14 protein-coding genes are annotated in these 17,748 nt (G+C 37.2%); 4 read left to right on the forward strand and 10 right to left on the reverse strand.

Going from position 1 to position 17,748, the window contains the following annotated elements:
• Nucleotides 1–119: 119 nt before the first annotated feature.
• Nucleotides 120–857 carry a hypothetical protein gene (locus tag F0475_RS07510; RefSeq protein ID WP_155716135.1) on the reverse strand — a complete coding sequence of 246 codons (738 nt, stop codon included), beginning with the start codon at nucleotides 855–857 and terminating at the stop codon, nucleotides 120–122.
• Between the two features lie 694 nt (nucleotides 858–1,551).
• The gene (locus tag F0475_RS07515) at nucleotides 1,552–2,442 is read right to left on the reverse strand and encodes a hypothetical protein (protein ID WP_155716136.1); all 891 of its coding nucleotides are present in this window, start codon (nucleotides 2,440–2,442) and stop codon (nucleotides 1,552–1,554) included.
• A 343-nt stretch (nucleotides 2,443–2,785) separates the two neighbouring features.
• Here F0475_RS07515 and F0475_RS07520 point away from each other — a divergent pair, with 343 nt between their 5' ends.
• The 3 genes from F0475_RS07520 (at nucleotide 2,786) to F0475_RS07530 (ending at nucleotide 6,926) form a co-directional block, all read left to right on the forward strand.
• Nucleotides 2,786–4,378, forward strand: coding sequence for a capsule assembly Wzi family protein (locus F0475_RS07520; RefSeq protein ID WP_155716137.1), 1,593 nt, complete (start codon nucleotides 2,786–2,788; stop codon nucleotides 4,376–4,378).
• 38 nt (nucleotides 4,379–4,416) lie between these two features.
• Entirely contained in the window at nucleotides 4,417–4,866 is a 450-nt protein-coding gene (locus tag F0475_RS07525; protein WP_155716138.1) for a lipocalin-like domain-containing protein, read from the forward strand.
• A gap of 425 nt (nucleotides 4,867–5,291) precedes the next feature.
• The gene (locus tag F0475_RS07530) at nucleotides 5,292–6,926 is read left to right on the forward strand and encodes a pectate lyase family protein (protein WP_155716139.1); all 1,635 of its coding nucleotides are present in this window, start codon (nucleotides 5,292–5,294) and stop codon (nucleotides 6,924–6,926) included.
• 434 nt (nucleotides 6,927–7,360) lie between these two features.
• Here the strand turns inward: F0475_RS07530 and F0475_RS07535 are convergent, their stop codons facing one another.
• Nucleotides 7,361–8,467 (reverse strand): MraY family glycosyltransferase, encoded by a 1,107-nt coding sequence (locus F0475_RS07535; RefSeq protein WP_155716140.1) that lies wholly within the window; start codon nucleotides 8,465–8,467, stop codon nucleotides 7,361–7,363.
• Nucleotides 8,468–8,778: 311 nt separating this feature from the next.
• Between F0475_RS07535 and F0475_RS07540 the strand changes: the two genes are divergently transcribed.
• Nucleotides 8,779–9,537, forward strand: coding sequence for a glycosyltransferase family 2 protein (locus tag F0475_RS07540; protein ID WP_155716141.1), 759 nt, complete (start codon nucleotides 8,779–8,781; stop codon nucleotides 9,535–9,537).
• A 77-nt stretch (nucleotides 9,538–9,614) separates the two neighbouring features.
• Here F0475_RS07540 and F0475_RS07545 read toward each other — a convergent pair whose 3' ends face one another.
• The 7 genes from F0475_RS07545 to F0475_RS07575 all read right to left on the reverse strand — a co-directional run bounded on the left by F0475_RS07545 (nucleotide 9,615) and on the right by F0475_RS07575 (nucleotide 17,711).
• Nucleotides 9,615–10,841 (reverse strand): glycosyltransferase, encoded by a 1,227-nt coding sequence (locus F0475_RS07545; RefSeq protein ID WP_155716142.1) that lies wholly within the window; start codon nucleotides 10,839–10,841, stop codon nucleotides 9,615–9,617.
• Between the two features lie 286 nt (nucleotides 10,842–11,127).
• Nucleotides 11,128–11,919, reverse strand: a complete 792-nt coding sequence (locus F0475_RS07550; protein WP_155716143.1) for a polysaccharide deacetylase family protein — start codon at nucleotides 11,917–11,919, stop codon at nucleotides 11,128–11,130.
• Nucleotides 11,920–11,970: 51 nt separating this feature from the next.
• A complete protein-coding gene (locus tag F0475_RS07555; RefSeq protein WP_155716144.1) occupies nucleotides 11,971–13,104 on the reverse strand; it encodes a glycosyltransferase in 1,134 nt (377 codons plus the stop codon).
• Nucleotides 13,094–14,443 carry a hypothetical protein gene (locus F0475_RS07560; RefSeq protein ID WP_155716145.1) on the reverse strand — a complete coding sequence of 450 codons (1,350 nt, stop codon included), beginning with the start codon at nucleotides 14,441–14,443 and terminating at the stop codon, nucleotides 13,094–13,096. The genes F0475_RS07555 and F0475_RS07560 overlap by 11 nt, the downstream gene beginning before the upstream one ends.
• Nucleotides 14,440–15,723 carry an oligosaccharide flippase family protein gene (locus F0475_RS07565; RefSeq protein WP_234422975.1) on the reverse strand — a complete coding sequence of 428 codons (1,284 nt, stop codon included), beginning with the start codon at nucleotides 15,721–15,723 and terminating at the stop codon, nucleotides 14,440–14,442. Before F0475_RS07565 ends, F0475_RS07560 begins: the two co-directional genes overlap by 4 nt.
• 46 nt (nucleotides 15,724–15,769) lie before the next feature.
• The gene (locus F0475_RS07570; protein ID WP_155716147.1) at nucleotides 15,770–16,684 is read right to left on the reverse strand and encodes an AAC(3) family N-acetyltransferase; all 915 of its coding nucleotides are present in this window, start codon (nucleotides 16,682–16,684) and stop codon (nucleotides 15,770–15,772) included.
• Nucleotides 16,685–16,688: 4 nt separating this feature from the next.
• A complete protein-coding gene (locus F0475_RS07575) occupies nucleotides 16,689–17,711 on the reverse strand; it encodes a Wzz/FepE/Etk N-terminal domain-containing protein (protein WP_155716148.1) in 1,023 nt (340 codons plus the stop codon).
• Between the last annotated feature and the right edge of the window lie 37 nt (nucleotides 17,712–17,748).

Raw genomic sequence — 17,748 nt, forward strand, 5'->3', positions numbered from 1 at the left:
ACAATAAGGACAATTACACTTCAAAGTCTTTCCTCCGTCTGATGTTATCACGAAAGAACGATGACAATGTTTACAAATAATTTGAAATTGCATTCTCTACTTACCTCCTTTCATACGTTTTATCTAACGTCATCTATAAGGACATGTCCATCTGTTACCTGAACTTTAATCTTTCTAAACACTGTTATACCATGCTCTGATAAGCGAACTTTATACCAGTCATCACCTAATGGTGTAATTTGTAGATTACGACGCAATTCATCGAAGTCGTACTCATTATTGAAATTACCAAAGGCAGCCCACCATTCACCCCATACATCTTCACCCTCATCATAAGCGTCAACTCCAAACACCATTTGTTGACAATATGGAGTTAAATAACGTACATAGTAACTTGGATCACCTGATATAAATACAGCTTTCCGATAGAATGAATCTAGAAAAGAACAGACTGACTTCTGTTCATCAGCCTTGCGTTTTACTGCAGCTTCCTGTATCTGCTGCTTTGTACGAATCTGCATAACAGAGTCTGCATGAGCCTTGCGTTGTGCTGCAAAAAGTTTCCTTTCATTCTCTTGCTGTTGCTGCCAATAAATAAAGCCAAAGGTAGCAAAACCTCCAAGAAATAGGACAATTAACACACATAACAGAACCTTTATAGAAGAATTGTCCCCGCCTTTATCCTGCACATCATAATTAGTTGACTGTACAGAAGGCATTACTGGCTGGGCTATTGCAGGCAAATTTACAAGTAAAGGCTGCCCACAATAAGGGCAATTACAATGCATCCTATCGCTTCCATCACTGGTAATAGCAAATGAACGATGGCACTTATTACAAGTCACTTGATACTGCATCACCTATTTTTCTGCAAATTTAAATATTTTATTTCATACTTGGAAATGTTTTAACCAATAATCTATAAGAGAAAACGAGGGCACCAGAGAAGTTTCCCTTATTTCTTTTTTATACTTTTTATAAGGACTATCTACATCTTAAAAGAAACCATTCTCACTTGCACTCAATGATCTTCAATACTGGAGAAGAAACGTTATCACATATAAAATTAGACTATTTTCTCTCACGAAATAGTATACTTTTTTGATAAAAATAAGCTATTTTTTCCTCTATATCTACATACCTTCTTATTTCCTTAGATGCACCTTTCCAATGTAATAGGCATATCTTATAAGACAGAAGAATGTGACGTATAATAGAATTTATGGTTATCAATAGCCGAAAAGAGCATAATAAAAGAGGAGCGTCACATCTCGTGAGGCTCCTCTCTCCTTCATTTAAATAACTCTCTGATTGTTACATCTCTTTTAATCCTTAGTGTTCTTTTCTCTTTCTTATGAAATCCTCTTTCACAATCTAAAACCTTTTAAGATGAACTAATTACTATCAATATCTAGTCTCTAGTATTTAAACCTTTTTTGAGTCTTGTCATTAAATAGCTTGTCAGCTATGTTTTGTAACTCTCTAATTAAGTTTTCTAGTGGTTGTTTTAGTATTTACACCTATTTTTATAACTCTCTTTTAATTCTTTGTTTATCTATGTCCACCAAAGATAGAACCATTGTTTGATGATCCTCCACCCATTGATCGGTTACCACCGAACGATGAACCATTACCGAAACTACCTCTTGGTGTACTGAAAGATGGGCTTGGATTGCCAAAAGAACGTGTTGGTTCATTACCTCTAGTAGCATTTCCGAAGCTATGACCTGCACCAAATCCACTATTATTATTAGGGCGTGTAACAGTTGTACGGGTAGAACTTTCACGTGGCTCATAAGTACGATTCGTACCCATAGAACTCTCAAATGTGCTCCGTTGTTGGTTTCCGAAGCTGCGTGGACGATTGTCTTGTGGATAATTATAATCGTATGAGCTATAATTGTTGTAACCCCTATTATAATAACCACGATTGAAGTTGTCACGCATACCATAATAGTTACTATTGTTTCTTCCGTAGAAGAGATCTCTGCCATAATACCAACTTCTATCACCATTCATACGCCAACTATGAGCTCCACGATAAGCAGAATAGAAACTTGGACGACCGAAGTAATAGTAATCACGACGTGGATATCTTGCGTAAACACTGAAGTGCCAGTAACCAGCATCCCACCTTAATGGGCGATAGAAGTAATTAGCTTCCATGTAAGCTCTATATTGCCAATCGCAGAGGATGTAGTTGAAATCCATATTACGATGCGTCCAGTTAGCTCCATAGAGGTCAACCATAGAGTTTACACTCATGAGGTAATCGAGATTTATCTCGTATGCGGCTTCATATTGCTCCTCGGTCAGATTTAATTCATAAGCCATCTTGTCCGTTAAGAAGAGGGCTTGTATGCGAGCCTGCTCGTAACTCATAGCATTTGCAGAGGCACTGAGAACGAGTGTTGCAATGAGTGTTAATATAAGCTTCTTCATACTTTTTCAATCTTTATAGGTGAATAACTAGGGATGTTAGAAAGGCTTTTGCCATCCAATCCCTGTTTTCATGTTGCAAAGGAACAAATATTATTTAGCATCCTAAAAGGATTTCCCCTACATAGAGGGGGATTTTCCCTAAAGGTGTATAATATGTTGGAAAAGGAAGATATACCCCTAATATAATAAGGTGTAATCCTAAAGTCGAAGAAGAAATATTCGTTTGCTATTTCCCTTTTTTTTATTAACTTTGCAGGAGAGAATATGTGTATGTAGATTGTAAAAGTCTTATTTTACTTCTTGCTGCACAGCCTATGTCTATTTAAAGAATTAGCTTTATAATATGAAAAAACTTCTTTTATCCTTGTCTGTCATTCTACTCACAAGTGTATTGAGGGCACAATCTTGGGAAGGAGACAATAGAGATACATCTCGTGTACAGTTACTTAAAGGATTAGAATATACACTGGAGTTGCAAGGGAGTTTCTCGAAAGGGAAAACTCCTTTGTGGCTGAATGCTAATAAGTATGGATTGAGTTCTTTGGATGTAATGAATGGCTATATGCGTGGGGCAATAGAGCGCCCCTTGAATATAGATGCTGGACACAGGTTTGGAGTTGGCTATGGTGTTGATATGATTGCACCAGTAAACTATACTAGTAAAGTTATTATTCAACAAGCCTACTTAGAAGGAAGTTGGTGGCATGGAACGTTGACTATTGGAGCAAAGGAACAACCAATGGAAATGAAGAATGCTGATTTAAGTACTGGTTCACAGACTTTGGGCATTAATGCCCGACCGATTCCACAAGTGCGATTAGCACTCGGTGACTATTGGACTTTACCATTTGCTAATGGTTGGCTACACCTTAAAGGACACATAGCTTATGGTATGTTGACCGATAAGAACTGGCAACATGACTTCACTCGTTTGCAGTCAAAATATTCTGATAAGGTGCTTTTTCATTCTAAAGCTGGTTACTTGAAGATTGGAAACGAGGAAGTGTTCTGCCCTTGGTCATTAGAGATGGGACTAGAGATGGTATCACTTTTTGGAGGAATCTCTTATCTTCCTGATGGGCATGGGAATCTTATTCCATCGAAAGGAAGAACTGGTGTACGTGACTTCTGGTATGCTTTCTTACCTGGAGGAGCAGACAATGGAGAGACAACCTACCAAAACGTAGAGGGTGATCAACTAGGAAGTTGGGTCATGCGATTAAACTATGAAGGTGAATGGAGTTGTGTTTCCGTCTATGCGGATAAGTTCTTTGAAGACCATTCTTCAATGTTTCAGTTAGATTATGATGGTTATGGAGAAGGAACGGAATGGCAACAAAAGAAGAAACGACGTTATTTGTTGTATGATTTTAAGGATTGGATGTTAGGTTTTGAGTATAAGTATAAACCAGACAATTGGCTGAATAACGTTGTTGTTGAATATATTTATAGTAAGTATCAGAGCGGTCCAATCTATCATGACCACACTATCACAGTGCCTGACCATATAGGAGGAAAAGACAACTACTATAATCATTACATCTTCCCAGGCTACCAGCATTGGGGGCAAACGATGGGTAATCCGCTTTATCGATCGCCTATCTATAATGAAGATGGTACTATTTATTTCAAAGACAATCGATTTATTGCACTCCACCTAGGCTTAGGTGGGCATCCTACAGACTATTTGAAGTGGCGCTTTCTAGCAACTTGGCAAGAAGGATTGGGAACTTATGAAAAACCTTATACGCATAAGAAGCATAATGTTAGTTTGTTAGGTGAAACCTCTTATATGTTTAATAAAAGTGAAACAAGTAATTGGTTAAGAGGTACAGAAGTAAAGTTGGGTATTGGGGCTGACTTTGGTGGTATTCTTGAAGGTCCTAATTATGGCTTACAACTAACGCTTAGTAAACGCGGATTGCTGAATAAATAAGGGTATAGATTGTTGAATGTTTATAATACACAAAAGATATGTTTAAATCGAATATATTAGTATTTCTGTTACCAGTGTTAGCTCTTCTCTTTTCTTCATGTAGCTTGGAAACTGATAATGACGCTGGTGATTTAGAGGGAATGTGGCATTTAGTTCGAATCGAGGAGTCTGTAACAAATACACACATAGATGTGAGTAACGAAGTAATATTCTGGTCGTTTCAAGCAAAACTCTTACAGATGGAGGATAAGACAGGACAGATCAATAGTTATCTCTATCGTTTTCGCATTGACAACGACCAACTGAGACTGTCGTCTCCTTACCTCTTCGACCGTGAGAATGGCGACCATCCCTTGACTGCTTACGAAGCGACATTGGGTCGTTATGGCATTAAGAGTCTTACTCCCACGTTCCGTATTGAGAGGGTTGACAGGCGTAAGTTGGTGATAAATGACGGTACGGTAAGGCTCTATTTCGATAAATTCTAAGTACTTTTTCACAGCCGTTATGGCTATGAATAACAGCAGATAGGCGTAATTTAGTTTGTAGATATCCATTCTTCTACTGCGGATTTCTTGATTCAAGTAAACTTATCAATATATAGAAAGAAAGAGAAATGGGGATAGTATGACAGTTTCGTCGGTACTATTCCTATTTTTATAGAATGCAGTTAATTCAAATAAAGATATTCAATGGCGATTAACAAAGTTTCATAATGAATTCTTGTTTAGTTTGTTTTTTATGATAAACTTTGTATATTTGAATATGTATAGAATGGGTTTATTGAAGTTAATAGAGTATCTGTAGACATTTATTAAGTTTGATTCTCACATAATTCATAATGTGTTTATGATCAACATGACCTATATTACATAGAAGGAAGGTATTTACAAACAAATTAAAAAAGAGATTTATGAGGGTTAGATTGTATAAGAATATCTTATTGTTCTTATTTTTATGGGTTAATACATTGGCTTGCGTTTCTGCTGATACATCAAGAACTGTGGAGAGTCAGACAATAGAAAATGGATTGATAATTACTGAGTCAAAAGGATGGTTAGAGACAATTTACGCTAAATGGAAGCCTGTAGCTGAAGCAGATGGTTATTATGTTTATGTGAAAGGTGGGCAATATGCTGATTATAGCAAGGTTGATTCCGAGTTGATACGTGTATATAATGGCTATGTACGAGTTGATATTCCAGGATTAAAAGCTGGCACTTATTCTCTGAAAATCGTAGCTATGAAGGGTGGAAAAGAAGCCCAATCGAGTGAGGTAACAGGGCTGAAAGTCTTGAATTATGTGCGAGAGGGCTTTGCTCATAAGAATTATTCGGGTGTAGGTGCCTATAATGATGACGGTACGTTGAAGTCTGGTGCTGTTGTTATTTATGTAAATAAAGACAATGCTAAAACTGTCAGTGCCCATTTAGGTAAGACTACGTTCATAGGTCTTCAGGCTATTCTTAATGCTTATCAGAAAGGTAATATCACCACACCATTGTCTGTTAGAATCTTAGGTTTGCTTAGAAATGGTGATACTGATACCTTTGGAAGCAGTACAGAAGGTATACAGATTAAGGGAAAGGAAGCAGATAGTGAGATGAATATTACTATAGAAGGAATTGGTGAGGACGCCAGTATTTATGGCTTTGGCTTCTTGGTAAGGAATGCTAAGAGTGTTGAATTCCGCAATTTAGGTATCATGCGAGCTATGGACGATGGCGTGTCACTTGACACAAATAATTCTAACATATGGGTTCATCACATGGATTTATTCTACGGAAAGGCGAGTGGTGGTGATCATATTAAGGGAGATGGTTCTATTGATGTGAAGACTGACTCAAAGTTTGTCACAATAGATAATTGTCATTTCTGGGACACTGGAAAGACGAGTATGTGTGGTATGAAGAAAGAAACAGGTCCAAACTATATCACTTATCACCACAACTGGTTTGACCATAGTGACTCTCGTCATGCACGAGTTCGTACGATGAGCGTTCATTTATGGAATAACTACTATGATGGATGTGCAAAATACGGAATTGGTGCAACGATGGGTTGCAGTGTTTTCTCTGAAAACAACTATTTTCGTGCTACAAAGAATCCAATCTTGATATCAAAGCAGGGAAGTGATGCAAAGGGTACAGGCAAATTCTCTGGTGAGCCTGGAGGTATGGTGAAAGAGTATGGAAGCTTATTTACAGAAAAGGGAGCGGAGAGTACTTATACCCCAATTAGTTATGCAGATAATAACAGTAGCTTTGATTTTTATCATGCTATTTCACGTAACGAAAAGGTACCAGCTTCTGTTAAAACGCTTAATGGTGGAAATATCTATAACAACTTTGATACAGATGCAGCACTAATGTATTCTTATACCCCAGATGCAACCGCTCTTGTTCCTTCTCAGGTCACGGGATTCTATGGCGCAGGACGTTTGAATCATGGTTCTTTGCAGTTTAAATTTAACAATGCTGTCGAAGATACGAATTCTACTCCTATACCAGCATTGGAAGCACTTATCGATGCTTATTCAGGTAAGTAATATGGTAAAGGGCTATGTGTTTGTAGCTTGAAGAGTCTACTTAGACGAGAGGTTGTGAGGCAAAGTCTTACGTCTTACGTTTGTTTTGCCTCAATCTTGTAGTCTTGGGTGTTTAGTAATTTATAGTATTAGTTGTTTGGGGGAGCTTATGATATGGTCATCTAATGACAATATCAATTCATTCTTACTGTCTTTTACTAATGTGCGGAGGCTTAACACATGATGTGCGGAGGCTTTGCACCATTGGTGCGGGGCGTAAGCACATAACAAAGTAATACGGTGTGAAAGCTATGCAGAAGGGTAGTTTTTGTTTAAGATATTGCTTTAAGTCTTTATGGCTACGAAATAACAAAAGGCAGGTGTAAGCCTGCCTTTTGTGTATATATTAATAACGCTGCTTTGCTTTTTAGTCTCTTACCTTTTTTACTTCCTCTTTATTCGGTGAAAGGAAGTGCTCCCCTTCTTCTGATAAAGGAGTCGAGTGTGTAGTGGAAGGCGATGTAGATAACGACATCTATCGCAATAATCCATGTCACAAGGAGGTGATTGAAAAGCGAGAGATTGATGATTATGAACAGAAAGGACAGTGCAATAACACTAATCAACGTCTGATGCAGAGTTAGTCCTGCACGTATCAGCTTATGGTGGATATGGTTCTTATCCGCCCTGAAAATCGGCTTGTGGTGCAATAATCGTACGATGATAACCCTGAAAACATCAAAGGTTGGTACGATAAGTAAGGTGACGGAGAGGAGTGTAGCCCCCTTCTGATAAGGCATGACATGAGGGTTATACATACAGAACTTAATCAGTAGTACGCCAAGGATATAGCCAAGCGTCAAGCTACCAGAGTCGCCCATGAATATCTTTTGGTTCTTCTCCTGCTTTCCCCAGATGTTATGATAAAGGAAAGGCACCAAGACTCCCATCAAACCAGCGATGAGGATGCAGTAAACCCATATATGTTCGCGATGGAAAACATAGAAAAGACCCGACAAGGCAATGAGCGTTAAGCTGGCAGAAAGGCCGTCAATGCCATCAATCAGATTGATAGCATTCATGATAAAGACCAGAACTCCAACGGTAATCACCATCCCCACGAACGTTGGTATCTCATAGATGCCCAAGAAACCATAGAGGTTATTAATGTAAAGATAGGACATCGGCAACAGACTGGCAACCGCTATCTGTACAAGAAGTTTCAGCTTAGCCCTCACGCCAAAGATGTCATCGAGTACGCCTGTTATATAGATAACGGTGATACCCACGCCAAAGAAGACGCTCCACGGGCTAATCCCAATCTTACTCCCTGTACTGGTATAAACCCACGTCAGCAGGGCCACGAGTGTAGCCACCAGCATACTCGGCATGAACGAGACGCCCCCTAAGCGTGGAATAGCATTCTTGTGTATTTTTCTGGCATCTGGTGTGTCATATAACTTCCGCTTTTTACAAAACGAGAGAATCTGTGGTATCATAACGAAACCACAGGTCGCACTCATGGCAAAAGCAAAGAAGCTGATTAAAGTGTATGTCGACATATTCTAAAGTATTCTCTTCTTTCTATAAACTCTTTTTATGTAATTATATTGTATTGTAGTGTTAGAAAGTTTTAATTATTGTTTTGTCTTTAGTCGAGACTTTTATCTTTCAGAATAGTCTTGTATGTCATTTTCTTTTTGTACTTTTGTTGGCAATTGAGCTTTATGTGTTTATACAGCAACATCAGAGATGTAATCAAATTGTTAAAGTAGGAAGTACTAATAATTAAATGGTTTCATTCAGTAGTAGTATTCATTTAAGAGTAGGCTTTTGATGAGGAACTATGTAAACAAATCTAATATTTGATAGAATGAAAATATCTATTATTACAGCAACTTTTAATAGTGAGAAAACGCTTCAAGATACCTTAGATTCTGTCTTGCGACAGGATTATCGCAATATTGAACACATTATAATAGATGGTGGTTCGACGGACTCAACAGTAGATATTATACGAGCATACGCCTCAAAGACGACCTCTCATTCTGTGAAATGGGTATCTGAGAAAGATCGGGGTATATATGATGCTATGAACAAAGGGATAGCAATGGCTACGGGAGAGGTTATTGGAATCCTTAATTCTGATGATTATTTTACATCGAACGATATAGTCTCTAAGTTAGCAAGACCATTCGAAGATGAGGCTTTAGAAGCTGTGTATGGTGACATACATTTCATTCATGACGGTGAACCTGATAAGGTTACGCGCTATTACTCATCTAAAATTTTCTCCCCGTTCTGGGTTCGTTTTGGTTTTATGCCAGCCCATCCCTCATTGTATGTACGGCGTGAGGTCTATCAAAAGGTAGGTCCTTACAAACTTGATTATAAGATAGGTGCCGACTTCGAGATAGTTGTGCGCATGTTTTGTGTTCATAAGATTAAGTCGAAATATCTTAATCTTGACTTTGTTACGATGCGTAATGGCGGAGCGAGCACGAATGGTATTCATAGCCACCGATTACTTTTGCAGGAAGATACTCGTGCCTGTCGGGAGAATGGAATATATAGTAATCAGTTCTTGATAGCGCTCAAATACCTCTATAAACTCTTTGAGTTTAGGATTTAAAGGATAGACCTTTATAGAAAGTTCAAGGACATTTCAAGGTTGTTTGCAAACGAAATGGAGTGTGTCTTAGTAGCGTGTCATCTTAATAGTTGATTGTACAGCTTAAAGTATTCCATGTATTGTGTGTCCATATTGAAATATGTCTTTACTCGTTTGCGGCATTCTTTGGTGTATTTGTCCTTACCTTCCACACTTACTCTCTTTATGATGTTGGCAGCTTCTTGTATATCACCTTGTTGGACAACAAACCCAGTATGTTCATCAATGGCTTCTGGACTTCCTCCTGTTTTGTAGGTGATGACAGGTGTCCCACATGCCATTGCTTCTAAGTTGGTAGTGGGGAAATTGTCTTCCCATGTCGGGTTTAGGAGTATATTTGCAGCAGAATATAATGCTATGAGCTCTTTTATGTTTTGTGTGCGTGGAATACCGATGACGCCTTGTGGTATTTTTTTCTGTTCTTGGCTGTTTAGCCCGACAAGAACTATTTGAAAATAATCGTCTAATAACCTTCTTAGCTGTATGAAATCGTTTAAACCCTTATGAAACCAATTGGAGGCAATGCCCAGTATGATGGACTTTGTCTCGTTTATTTTATATTTTCGTAGTACTGGCAAGAAGTCTTCTGTGGGCTTGAAAAGCTGTGTATCAATACCATTGTGTATGGTAATTATGTTTTGTTCTTTTAAGAACGATTGTTTTAACTGGTCTTGCAACCAAGTACTTACAGGTATTAGTGTTATATTATCCAAGGAAGTGAAAGCCTTTCTCTTGTCTTCAAAGTTCTGATAAGACCGGTCGCAGAACCAGCTTTTAGGATAAGTCCTAAGGTTTGGACATCTTTCACAGTGCAGCTTCCACTTCTCACAGTTGATGAACATATAGTGTGCACAGTGTCCTGTAAATGCCCAACAGTCATGTAGAGTCCATACAACAGGTGCATTATATTGCTTGAGAAATTCAAACAATAATTGATAATTAAGGTAGTATCCATGAATGTTATGTAGGTGGATAATATCTGGCTGTATGCTTTGTATGTATTGAATGAGCTTGCGGGTAGCATTCTTTGAATTCTGTCCGTGGTTATCAAAGAACCGACTAATGACTCCATGCCTTGCTTCATCCCATTTGCTTCCGATGTGATAGAGTGTAGATTGGCTTGGATTCATCCATCTTCCGTATGCAATGTAGCTTTCCCAACCATGGTTGAGAACTATCTTACCTATGCCTTCTGCAATCTTTCCATGTGAACCCCAGTTGGCGGTAATGTTGATTTGCAGTATTTTTTTTTGTTGACTTCTCATATAAATACAATTTTGAAATTCATTGTCAGAGTGTTGCTTGTTGTTGACGGTCTCCCCAACTAATCTGTTAATTTCAACAAAGTACCCATTCTTTTGAGAGCGTTGACCCTTTGTGTTAAAAGGGTTGACGGTTTTCGCAAAAAAGGTCTACCTTTTTGATTAAAAAGGTCTACCTTTTTCAAGAAATAGGTCAACCTTTTTTCTGTGAAGTGCCAATATGCGCTATATTAGTTACTTAATCATTGGTAGCTCTCCTAATCAGGGAATTGTTGAGAAAAGTCTCATGTTATTTTTTCCTTGCACTAAGAAAGTATTTTAGATGTTGTTTCGGCCAGAATGGTTCAAAGTGGCGGCGATTGATAACTTTTCCGCTGAATGAGAAATAATGCTTGTAATCTGATTGTGAAAAAACATATTCATAAGTTTCACACGCAATGTTTATTGATAGTTCGTTGGCTTCTGTTAGTTTACCATAGGGGAAAGCAAAGTGTTGGCATGGCTTACCAAGCTTCTCCTCAATGATGCCTTTGCATGTGTTGATTTGATAGCGTAGGATGTCCTCGTTATCGTCATTTATCATGTAGTGATCCATAGTGTGTGCTCCGATAATGAAACCTCTATCAGAGAGTTCCTTTATCTGATTCCATCTCATAGGCTGCTTGTGGTGAGTCATGACGATGTGCTCATTGAAGTTGTCTATATATTTCTGATCTCCTTCAACATAGTTCGGATTAATAAAGAAACAGGCATTCACACCGTATTCTTCTATTACTGAAGCAAAACAATCGTAACACTCACTGAAGCCATCATCGAATGTAAAAGCGACAAGTGGCTCTGAAGGTTGTTGCTGCGTCGTAATGAGCTTTACAGCTTCTTCAAAGCGTATGAACTTGACGTATTTAGACAGTTCTTTCAATAAAGACCTGAATGTTTCAGGTTCTGTTTCGTCCAATATTCTGTGTCCGTTCAGAATGTGTATCCCTGGTTGTGGTTTACTAAATGTTCCGAGAATATTTAGTATGATATTCCTAATATAGGATCTTATTCTGAAATATGTAGAGTCTGTATTTGTCGGCATAATGTTGAAGTTGTTTGTTGCTGAAAGTATATCCTCTTTGGATAGAGAAGATTATCCCTTAGTGAGTCTAATCTTTGGCTTGTTTGATATCACTTCTTTTATGATTTTTATTTGGTAGTGGATATTCCATTTACTATCAATCTCGTTGAAGGCAGCCGTTCTGGTCTGCTTCCGTTCTTCTTGTGTTTGTGAGGTCCATTTCTTTATGTATTTGGTCATACTTAAGAGGTTATCTTTCTCGAAGAAGTCACCTGTTATTCCAGGTTTGATTGCTTCAAATTCTGGGTTTTGATATGGAAACTGGTTATGAGTTATAACAGGGCAACCGAACGACAAGGCATGAATGGCAGTTAGCCCTACATTGCCAGGTGATACGCATACGGATGCATTATAAAAGAACTCTCCAATGATTCGGTCATCGTAGCAAGGGCCATAAGTCCAGACATTATTTGCCAGCCCTTTGGAGGCTGCATAAGATTTTAGGTCTACATTCTCAATGTCCTGTCCTATGAAGATGGCATTAATTGGATTCCCTTCTCTCTCAAGAATCTCCATGCTATCAATAATCATGTCTAATTTTTTCCACTTCTGAATTCGACCACAGTAGATGACAGTGGGGTAGTTGTTGTGGAAGTATTCCTGGAAAAGCGTACTTGGTTTTAATGATGTACGTAATTCTTTTTCCTTGTCAGAATCCATGGAGTTGGCTATACAGTACATGTGTGCAGGATTAAAACCTTGTTCAGTCATGAGTTTGATAGCATATTCGTTATAAAGCATCAGTTCACTAAAAAGACTAAAGAAGAATCTTTTGATTAATCCTTTGAAATGTCCCTCACGTCCATACCACCCGTGTGACCATGATATGGTCTTTTTCCCCATGAGCCTGCATAGAATGAGAATAATCCATGAAGAAAGACAAAAAGGCTCTCCGTCAAGAATATAGTATTTATAATCTTTGAAGACGAGGCTTACGCTATTTGTCTGCCAGTAGAATGGGCCAAGAAACTGATTTTTCAGTGTTCTCTTATAACCATCAAGCCTTTCATAATCGAAAGTCTTTAATTTCTGCTTCACCTTGTCGCCCAGGAATAAGTCGCAGCCAATTTCTCTGCTAATGAGTGAGAAGATGGGGTATCTGTAGTGTGCCCCTATATTGGTGATGATACAAAGATTATTGTTCATTATTATTGTTATTTAAACGGATATCAATTGGATTCTCTGTACATCCAAGAAGCAAAATTAAGATTAATAGGCCATTGGAAAGTAATGTTGTGAATAATGAGGTATTCAAGATGTACGAGAGAGTTGGAAGAAAGATTACTAAAAGGTCTGAAAGCCTATATCGATAGGATATAGAATTGAGGATGTGCAAGAGAACATAGAAAACTAACCCTATTAAAAGCAATCCAAATATTCCCGCAGCTGCAACACCATCGGTTAAAAGGAAGTTTGCATTTGCATTTTGTGAACCATAGGCAACAGTCTTACCTAAAGAATCAGCATACGGGTAATAGTCTGTAAGGAGGTTGATTATATTTATGTGAGAATAAAGTGTATAAGGCTTGTCGTTGACAGAGAAGAAACGTAGATAATATTGTGTTAACCATCCTGCTACGGCTGTGGTACGGAGAATAACAATGAATCCTGCCCCCAGTTGTATAACTTCATCTTTCATATTGATAATGCCAATGCTTGCAGCTGAGAATAAATACATAACAGTAGAATGTAATCTCATATTGAAAGCATTTCTTTGTCTTTTGATAAAGAAACATAAGGCAATGAGTGCGAACGGCATGAAGAACGTAAGTTTCTGCATGTCTATCATGAAAAGTAAAAAGTAGGCCGCTGTTATGAGAGCAGTTTTAAGCCATTTCTTTTCACCAAGATAATTAATTAAGAGGAATGGATAGAATGCTCCAAATAGTGCTCCCTTAATATATGCAAGGATAGTTGAACTACCTTCTGCGTTTTCTGCATTTTGGGCTCTTAGTTCATACATTAAATCAGATTGAGTGAATATATTAACAAAATGCATAGAGCCTATATTGGTGATAACAAGAATAGCAGTTAATAGAATGGTGAAGAATTCAACCCATTTGAATGGTATCTGTGGAGCAATGATAATGTTTTTGAATATGGTATTGCTTGTCCCTATACAGAAGTATAGGGAGAAAAGGAAGGCCATGAGTAAACTATAAGTAAATTTCGTGAAGGTATCAATTCCCCACATTGTAAAAATCGCATGGACAAAAGGAATATACACCATGATATATAGAAAGATGGTGAAAAAAGAAGATAACACTTTTATTCCTTTATAAAACAAGATGGGGAAGATTGATATTACAGCCCATATCATATAAGTCGTTGCTGGCATTGGGATATAATCTATTCCCATATAATGAAAGAGCTTAAATACAAAACCATTGAATGCCAAGTCATATACAACTATATAGACAAGACTACAGATGATTCGTGAGAATACATTGTCAGCATTAAAGATGAATCCTATAATCTTCTTCATATAAATATAATTCTAAGGATTAAAATAGTAGAAGATAGAATCCAGAAAGGAATGTATCTTTTGAATACAAAGGGAGATATGTTAGCTAACCTTAGTATGTGGAAAAACATAGCCAGATTAACTAACGAGCATGTGAAAGTATATAAGGTTAGAATGTGATAGATATTGTTGCTCATATTGCAGGCTATGATGATAGAGCCTATAGAGATGGTTGCATATATGCTATTATAATAAAATAGAATACGTTGTTTATTGAGGTAGCGAAACAGCGGAATCAATGGCTGTGTAAGAATAGTTGGGAATGACCAAAAGGCAAGACATAAGGCTATTCCTCCTGATATTGTCCATTTAGGTCCAAGAAATAGTATGATGATTTTATCTCCTCCGCATGCAAGGAAAAGCATAGGTAGGAAAGATATTAATGAAACTACTTTCCCTACCTGTATAGTGCGCTGCTGTATTCTCAGTCTGTTATTTTCTGTATTATCGGAACATAATTGTTCATAATATATACGCCCAATGGCTGAGCCGATTATTGTCATTGGTAAGAGAAGAAGTTGTAGGATGATGGAATAGCTTCCAATTGTCGCTTTGTTGAAATGAGCAACAAGAACCAGTAACGGTATGTTGAATCCTGCGAAACATAGGATACTTGATGGTGCATCATAGACTACAAAGTTCTTGTATTTTATGATAATGGCTTTCATTTTCTGTAGGTCGAAAGCCCAAAGTTGTTTGTATTTCTTGATATAGAGGAGATAGATAAAAAGAAATATGGCAGTTACCATTTGTGCAAGTGTCGTTCCTAAGATAAGTCCATTAATGTTGGAAAGCACTATGATTCCAAATAAAATTCGGAAACCAGCTTGTGAACTTCCTAAAATAATATTTTCTATAGCTATACCAGAATATCTGCCATATCTGTTACACATATTACTGAACACTGTATGCAAGGCGTATGCTATCAGATAAAAGAATAGTAATCCAATAGAAGGAAAGTTTTTAGAAAATTTTATCTGTTCTGTGTAGCTGAAATAAAATGCGAGTGTAGTAGCAATTGTAATCAATAAGCTGATGACGATACAGAGAGTTGCAGTATAAGAAATTTCTTCTTCTGTTACCTTTACAAGCGCATTTTCATATCCAGCAAAGAGAGCTAAAGTATAGATAGATACAAATGAAGAGAATACTCCCCAATCTCCAAAATCAGATGGAAGATATAAGCGTGACAAAATAGGAGTTACAACTATCGGAAGCAGTAACATAATAATATTACTCATAGACATTTTTAATGTGTTGAGTAATAATGCACTGGATTTTATCTTGTTAATAATCTGTATCAAATTTATATCCTTTAGTTGATGGGACGTAATACATTGTGATTCCTTTGCGTCCAAGTTCTAACATCTTTTCAAGGCAAAGTTTAGAATTAAAGACTTTTATAAGAAGATTGGAAATTCTTTTTTTACGATACATTTCAGAAGTAAAATGTTTTATGAGTCTCTGCTCGCGAGTCCTTCTTTCCAAGTCACCTTCTATGCAAGTGTAATCCTTTATAGTCCCGTCATTATCATAATACTTATATGTTTTCTGTAGAGTAAAGAACTGTCCCCAATACTCATAGTCTTTATATAGTAAAGCTTCTACACAATGGTCAAATGTTCCGATGTAATGAGCATCAAGTCCTATTGTAAAGACCAGAGCCCCCAACGTAGTCATTTTGTACCATGGAGACTTTTCATCCCAACAGTTTTTACATGCAGAGTGTTCCTCTACGAGCCATTTCGCATATTTTCCCCATGCACAAACTGAGTGTTGTACATTAATGCTACGAACAACATTTGGACTCTTCCTAAAAACTTCTGCAAGGTGACCTGCAAATGTTGGATCGATCTTTGGGTTGAAGATATAACTTGGTTCTTTTTGGTAACGTGGGTTTGGGTACGATGGCATTATCAAAGTGCCCTCAGTAGTGATGATAGTTTGAATTTTTTTTATCAGTTCTTCGGCTGTACCTTGATAGTTATAAAATTCTTTCATGGAAGCATGAATGCATATAACACTTCCCTTCTTCATCCCAAGGTTACACATGGTTTCCACAATCTCATCAGCTGTATATTTCTGATGATATAGTAATTTCCCTATACGTTTATGAATATCCTTTCGTAATAAAGAAATATCTTGTACACCTGTAACCTTCTTGAATAGGATTCCTAAGGTAGTTGGAATACTTTGTTTCATGCCATTATATGAAAATCTTCTTTATATCTTTTCTAAGTGATATAAGTACTAATATCATGTTCGTAATGATGAATACAACAATCACAAATATCATTCTTTTTGGTCCTGCAGGTTTTATAGGAACCTGAGCCCCTTTAATTATAGTAAAGACTGGTATTGTCTCTTGTAATTTTGCTTTCGCTGCATCATATTGGTTTTTTGCAGCTGAGTAAGTATTATACTTCAATTGCATATCATTTTCCAAGTCTTCTGTTTTAGATTGGATAGATTGCAGTATGACATCTTGATTAGCATCAGAGAATTCTGCATATCGCTTTCGTGCATCTTCGTAGCTGCTTAAAGTTTCCTGGGTAAGTTTTTTATAGTAAGCAACATCTTTTCGTGCTTTGTCAGTTCTGTAAGCTGTTATGAATTCTTTTAATTTAGTTCTTAAAGAGTCTGCTATAGTCTTACTGATTAGCGGGTCTTGGGAAGTTGCAGTGATAGTGATTACCCCATCTTTCGTGTCAACCTTGAGTGATATATCTTTGCGAATAGTTTCTGCCACATCTGCTTGCTCTTTGGTTAAGTGATATGGGGATACGGTATCTAATGTTATGTTCTTTTGTTTCTTACTTAATAGTCCTGTAATCCACGAAATCTTTTGATGATTTGCAAGATAATCAAAGTAGGTGTACTGATTCCCATTACTAGTTGTAATGGGAATGTTGAATAATTCTACTACAAACTTGTTATCTTCCATAAGGTCTGGATACAACATTGGTGTAATAGCATCTGTATTTTTTAGCTGAGACATATCAAGCCCTAAAGACGATGCAAGTGAACCGATTGTTCCTGAACTCCCAGAATTGTTGATTTCTGGAGCTAACTTAGTGTCTGTTGTATAATAGCGAGGTTCATTCCAAATATATAAAATAGAGAGGAGCATCACTAAAGGTATTGTTATCAAGAAAAGAAGCTTTTCTTTTATGATACGCTTAACAATTAAGCGTAAGTCAATTGTAACAACTTTATTATTATTAGTCATTTTTCTTTTTAATGAGAGTAAGTCTTATTATAATAAT

It is taken from the genome of Prevotella vespertina, from assembly GCF_009728485.1.
In the GTDB taxonomy this organism is placed as follows: Bacteria; Bacteroidota; Bacteroidia; order Bacteroidales; family Bacteroidaceae; genus Prevotella; species Prevotella vespertina.

Bases quoted from the DNA above. Each gene is read 5' to 3' on its own strand.
- F0475_RS07570 (WP_155716147.1), bottom strand. From the start codon at position 16,684: ATGAAACAAAGTATTCCAACTACCTTAGGAATCCTATTCAAGAAGGTT.
- F0475_RS07560 (WP_155716145.1), bottom strand. From the start codon at position 14,443: ATGAAGAAGATTATAGGATTCATCTTTAATGCTGACAATGTATTCTCA.
- F0475_RS07565 (WP_234422975.1), bottom strand. From the start codon at position 15,723: ATGAGTAATATTATTATGTTACTGCTTCCGATAGTTGTAACTCCTATT.
- F0475_RS07575 (WP_155716148.1), bottom strand. From the start codon at position 17,711: ATGACTAATAATAATAAAGTTGTTACAATTGACTTACGCTTAATTGTT.
- F0475_RS07535 (WP_155716140.1), bottom strand. From the start codon at position 8,467: ATGTCGACATACACTTTAATCAGCTTCTTTGCTTTTGCCATGAGTGCG.
- F0475_RS07550 (WP_155716143.1), bottom strand. From the start codon at position 11,919: ATGCCGACAAATACAGACTCTACATATTTCAGAATAAGATCCTATATT.
- F0475_RS07530 (WP_155716139.1), top strand. From the start codon at position 5,292: ATGAGGGTTAGATTGTATAAGAATATCTTATTGTTCTTATTTTTATGG.
- F0475_RS07510 (WP_155716135.1), bottom strand. From the start codon at position 857: ATGCAGTATCAAGTGACTTGTAATAAGTGCCATCGTTCATTTGCTATT.
- F0475_RS07515 (WP_155716136.1), bottom strand. From the start codon at position 2,442: ATGAAGAAGCTTATATTAACACTCATTGCAACACTCGTTCTCAGTGCC.
- F0475_RS07520 (WP_155716137.1), top strand. From the start codon at position 2,786: ATGAAAAAACTTCTTTTATCCTTGTCTGTCATTCTACTCACAAGTGTA.
- F0475_RS07555 (WP_155716144.1), bottom strand. From the start codon at position 13,104: ATGAACAATAATCTTTGTATCATCACCAATATAGGGGCACACTACAGA.
- F0475_RS07525 (WP_155716138.1), top strand. From the start codon at position 4,417: ATGTTTAAATCGAATATATTAGTATTTCTGTTACCAGTGTTAGCTCTT.
- F0475_RS07540 (WP_155716141.1), top strand. From the start codon at position 8,779: ATGAAAATATCTATTATTACAGCAACTTTTAATAGTGAGAAAACGCTT.
- F0475_RS07545 (WP_155716142.1), bottom strand. From the start codon at position 10,841: ATGAGAAGTCAACAAAAAAAAATACTGCAAATCAACATTACCGCCAAC.